The following is a 5,218-nucleotide window of genomic DNA, read 5'->3' as shown; positions in this document are numbered from 1 at the left end:
TGATGTGGGTTGTTATAAATAAAGTCATGACTCTCAACTAACGTTTTATCAAAGCTACTTTGTTGATCTATGTAAGCAGCTAGACTGTCGTGAACTGAATCGATAATACCTTCGTTCGTTTCTAGCATTTGCGTTATCTCGGCAATTTTTTCTTGTTTTGTCATTGCGAAAGTGACGGGTGAGAAAGCCAGAGTAACCAATAGTGTGATGATGCTTTTTGTAATGAATTTCATATTTTTCCCATTAATACTTAGCTAACCAAAGTCGGGCTGCGATACCTATTGGCGTAGTAATTCCTGAAGTAACACTTGTTACTTTTCCATCATTAATAACAATGAGTGTTGGCGTTAAGGAGATTCCCCAATCGCGTGCAATTTTACCTTGAGTGTCATTAATGTTGTCGTAGCTATACCCTTTAGCATTCATATAGCGTTGAACTCTTTCATCTTTACCCGAAGTCAGTGATACACCAACGACGGGATAGCTCGATGAAAACCAATCAACCACTGGCGTCACAAATTTGCAGGCGACGCACCATGTCGTCCAAAAATAAACTAATACCGGCTCTTTCTTACTCATCTCTATTACATCTATCGGTTTACCGGATAACGACATCCCAACCATTGGCGGAACGTTCTGCATTGGAACGTCTTTTGTACGCCAATAATCAACACCAAAGACCACGACCAATGCGAACAAGGTATACAGTAATGCCGATCTCAACTTCTGCTTTTTGGACTGAGGTTTTGCCTTAGCTTTTTTTCTCATCATTCGTCACCACCTTTTGCTTTCTCAATGGCTTCCATCACCGCATCACTGGTTAAGATGACAGGAAGCTCAATACCTTCCGGAGCGTTAGGGCCATAAACCATGTTGAACGGAACACCGAAACGGTTGTGATCTTGTAGGTATGACGTGACACTATCACTTGGGACTGTCCAATCGCCCTCCATCGGCACTACATCACCTTCAGTCAATACGCTGTAAACAGGATCTTGTAAGAGAACCCCGATCTTGTTTGCTTTACAAGTCACGCACCAATCAGCGGTAACATCAACGAAAACTACTTTGTCATTAGCAACATGCTCATCAATGGCTACGGTCGACAAAGCTTCCCACTCAGGTTCTGGTGGCAGAATTTTGGATGTTGCCTTCTCGACAAATAACGAGGCAGAGATAACACTCAACAGCAGCAAGGCAACAGCACCCGCAGTCTTGATTCCATGCACTTGAACCAACCGGACAAGCAATAAGCAAACACTGACTGCCAATATTGCGTATAACCACAATTGAGGGACGTGAGGTCGAAGCAAGCCAAAGAGCCAAACGCTAGTGATTAGCATCATTCCGCCGAACAGGTATTTAACACGGTTCATCCATGCTCCTGGTTTAGGCAGCGCCAAAGCTATCGATGGGAATGCAGCAACGATGATCCATGGAAGTGCCATACCAACGGCAAGTGCGGTGAAAATACCAAACATCGTCGGGATAGTCGTGGCAAGAGCAAATGCAACGGCTGTCCCAAGAAATGGAGCAGAACATGGCGTAGCCAATAGCGTTGCGAACATGCCTTGTGTAAAGTGTCCGACGTAACTACTGCCTCCCTTGGTTGCCATCCACGTATTGGTATTAGATGAAAGACGGATCTCGAAAAGCCCTAACATGTTGGCGCTGAAAAGGGCTGTGACGATAAACATCCCTCCGATAAACCAACCGTTTTGGAACTGAATTCCCCAACCGATAACGCTGCCTGATATTTTTAACACAGCCAAGAAAGTGGCGATTAACCAGAAGGATGCGAGGATGCCACTCGCAGATGCAAGGAATTGGAACCTAACCTGTTTTCTTGCCATGCCTTGAGCAGAAATAACCCCACTCAGTTTCATTCCAAGTACAGGGAATACACAGGGCATGATATTGAGAATCAACCCACCTAATAGCGCCAAAAGCACCATACTTATCATAGAGCTATTACCCACTATGCCGTTGGTAACAGTGGCTGGGTATTCTGTAATGAAGTCTTTGTCTTTGATGCTGACACGAATGTGTTGGTTGTTGAGATCGGGTGTGCCCATCCAGCTGCTTACGTCATAAGTCGCAATGGCTTGGTTACCTTCAATTTCAATGTGAGGAATACCAAATTCAGCATCTTGCATTTCATCTGAATCACCATCCACGATTATATCGGGTGCAGTCCAACCAATTTTATGTGTAGCAATAACTTGAAGTTGCGACTTGTGAGCATCCCAAATCGTAGATGTACCCTCTACAAGCGGTGAGTCTTTCGGCACTTCGCTCATTGCTTTTGCGTAGACAAGCATCGCGTCGTTATTCACGGTCATCTCACTTGGGTTAAACACCAAGTTGATGTCAAAATCCGTGAGAATACATATGGTGGTGCATGAAGACATCGTCAGCACTGCATGGAGCTCAACAGGTTTGTTCATATCATCAATATGAAGATTCATCGGAAAGATGATGTTGTGCTTGTAGCCTAGCGTATCTATGCCGAGCAAGTTGAAGCGTTGAGGAAACTTCCAAAACCATTGCAGTTGCGAAACGTTCTTAGAGTCAGCCCATTTAATTTTGGGCGCAATGCCTCCTTCGCCAGGACTTCTCCAGTAAGTTTTCCATTCATCAGAAAGGTTCACTTCCAGATAACCCGCCGCGGTTTTATCTTCTTTATTAATTTGTCCTGTCATGACAAAACGCGTTTCTACATACGGATGTAACTTGTCTTGCATCCAACCCGTTGTAACAGGAGTCATTGATTCGCTCGCACTTGCGTTCACAGTGAATGTTGAACACAACGCAACGAATAGCCAAAGCACAACAAAGCGCAATGACATTTTGCTTTTAGGCATGTCTAATTTTTCCTTAAAAAATGAATAATATGAGTGTTAGTTAAACGCTCTTATTTTCATTCTTTAAAGACACAGATCTTGAGATGGATGCGCCTACCTTTGTGGAGGATTGGCTCAGTGAAGGGAGGGAAATACGGGACAGTACTTAGCAACCACAATACGACGACAACGAGTATGAAGTACGTGAATATAGCTTGATCATTGACTTGGTGGTGATCAAAGTTTATCAGGTGTTCTGATAACTCACATTTTTGGACGGATTGGCCGTCTTGGGATTGAGATGCCCCATCAATAAAAACGCCACTATCGCTAATCTTGTTTGCCTGCACGGCAGTAGAAATAGCAGAATCACTGTTGTCATAATTTACTTTGCAGCCTTGGATAAAACTCATATTACTGGCGAGACAGAAACAGATAACCCAACCCACTAATAATAGTGCGCTACGAGTTAGCTGATGTGTGTTTCGACTTGAGATCATATCTAAACTGCAGATGTCTTGTTATGGTAAACGTAGCAATACGACTTAACTAAAATAATAAAGTTCAATTTTTTTCTCAATGTCGATAATTTTCATGAATCAAAGCGATTGAGAATCGTAAAAATCATATACCAACAATCAGGGTCGGAAAGACAATCAGTATCGAAAAGACAATCGACATCAGCCATACCGCGGTCGAGCAGCGTGAACTAAGTAAACTCGGACCAAGACAATACATGCTCAAGAACAACGTATGACCTAACTCTCTGTTTTCTTGCTAGTATTAAACTCATGCTGTTTGTTTATGTATAAAAATTATTGATTGAATGACGAAGCTTGTTGAGATGGGGATGAGATTAGAATGAGGCAATTCATTACTGGACGATTATTTTTCGTACTGTTATTCAGTGCTGTGCTGTCAGGGTGTGGTAATTTTAGAAATCTATCTAATGAGATAGACGCAATTGATGCCTATACCGACCAGTACCAAATCATTTTGACCGAACCAGCGTCGGGCTCAGCCGTCGTTATTCAACAGATAAAAGATATCAATAAAAGCGAAGTTGATGGCTACGACGGCATAATAGATAGCGACAGTATTCAATTGCAGCTATCTAGAAAAATACACTACCTACTTGTCTTTGATGATAAAAACCAAGATTTAACCCTACAAGCTGACGAACCATTCAGTGTCGTTAATCTGCATGATCACCAAGACAATTCTACAGTAAGAATTTCACTCGCCATTAACGAAAACAAAGCGCCCAGAGCCTTTGTTAATCACTCATTGTCCTCTTTACTGAAAGTGGAATTGGATCTTGTCGATATAGGCACCGTTGTGAGTTTAACGGATCCGCCCTTTAAGCGAGAAAACGCTAAGCTCGGCATGTGGCAGCCAGTAACATTCTTTTTTGAAGGGAATGCTGGACTCTACTTTTTGTCGGAATACGACCCAACTAAAATCCCTATCCTATTTGTACATGGTATCAACGCAACCGCTTTAGATTTTGCTCCATTAATCGAAAAAATCGATCAATCTAAATACCAAATATGGGTATTCAACTACCCTTCTGGCTTATCTCTGGTTTTAAGTTCGAAAGGCTTAAATAACCTGCTGCATACCATAGTGACGGAATACAAGATCCAACAATCACACGTGGTGGCACACAGCATGGGCGGGCTGATCGTGGCAAACAGTGTTCGTCAGTGCCAAATCGGGCAGTTGTGCAATTTTGTCAGCAGCATCACCACCATATCTTCCCCGTTTGGTGGGGTGACATCTGCCAAGCAAGGAGTTGAATACTCCCCTATCGTGATGCCAGCCTGGGTAGATTTAAATCCAGACGGAAAATTTATCGCCGAGTTATTTGGTAGTAAAACTAAAAACCATACCCCGCACTTTTTAGCGTTTGGATACAATTCAGGGGAGTTATTTAATACCAACAGTAATGATGGCGTAATTGACCTATCAAGCCAGCTTTGGCGCCCAGCTCAATTAAACGCCGACCAAATTCTTGGTTACGATGAAAACCATTTAAGCATCTTAGACAACGACGACTTGTTTGAAGATCTTTCTGAGTTTTGGTTGAGAACCGAACAAGGCTATAATGCCAATGAAAATAATTTTTAAGATTAATTGACTATTGGTTGTCCACAATTGATATTGTTTATTTAGACACCACTACCACAGTAAATACTAACTCCTGTAGGAATGCAGACAGCACCGTTGGTTGCACAGCCAGATATATAAAGACAAAGAGCGGTTATTATTAGTTTTCTCATACAGAATAAAATCCTTTAGGTAGAAACATTGTGTGTTTTGGACAACAGAAAATGCATTTCTACTCAAATAAAAAGAAATTTTTATTTATACAC

General features: G+C 42.1%; 3 protein-coding genes and 1 pseudogene. 1 reads left to right on the top strand and 3 read right to left on the bottom strand.

Annotated elements, in window-relative coordinates:
• The 3 genes and pseudogenes from AB4496_RS17875 to AB4496_RS17865 form a co-directional block, all read right to left on the bottom strand.
• Positions 1 to 233, bottom strand: a pseudogene (locus tag AB4496_RS17875) (DsbA family protein); the annotation flags it as partial.
• A gap of 10 nt (positions 234 to 243) precedes the next feature.
• On the bottom strand, positions 244 to 771 hold the full coding sequence (locus AB4496_RS17870) for a protein disulfide oxidoreductase (protein ID WP_009847199.1): 528 nt from the start codon (positions 769 to 771) through the stop codon (positions 244 to 246).
• A complete protein-coding gene (locus AB4496_RS17865; RefSeq protein ID WP_102257810.1) occupies positions 768 to 2,864 on the bottom strand; it encodes a protein-disulfide reductase DsbD in 2,097 nt (698 codons plus the stop codon). Before AB4496_RS17865 ends, AB4496_RS17870 begins: the two co-directional genes overlap by 4 nt.
• Positions 2,865 to 3,704: 840 nt before the next feature.
• Between AB4496_RS17865 and AB4496_RS17860 the strand changes: the two genes are divergently transcribed.
• Positions 3,705 to 4,973, top strand: coding sequence for a triacylglycerol lipase (locus tag AB4496_RS17860; protein WP_102257808.1), 1,269 nt, complete (start codon positions 3,705 to 3,707; stop codon positions 4,971 to 4,973).
• The last annotated feature ends 245 nt before the right edge of the window (positions 4,974 to 5,218 follow it).

It is taken from the genome of Vibrio sp. 10N.222.46.A1, assembly GCF_041473595.1.
Taxonomy (GTDB): domain Bacteria; phylum Pseudomonadota; class Gammaproteobacteria; order Enterobacterales; family Vibrionaceae; genus Vibrio; species Vibrio tasmaniensis_A.
Note: the sequence above shows the minus strand (reverse complement) of the source record. Positions and strands in the feature narration are given on the sequence as shown.

Excerpts from the sequence above, each read along its gene's own strand:
- AB4496_RS17870 (WP_009847199.1), bottom strand. The coding sequence starts at position 771 with ATGATGAGAAAAAAAGCTAAGGCAAAACCTCAGTCCAAAAAGCAGAAG.
- AB4496_RS17865 (WP_102257810.1), bottom strand. The coding sequence starts at position 2,864 with ATGCCTAAAAGCAAAATGTCATTGCGCTTTGTTGTGCTTTGGCTATTC.
- AB4496_RS17860 (WP_102257808.1), top strand. The coding sequence starts at position 3,705 with ATGAGGCAATTCATTACTGGACGATTATTTTTCGTACTGTTATTCAGT.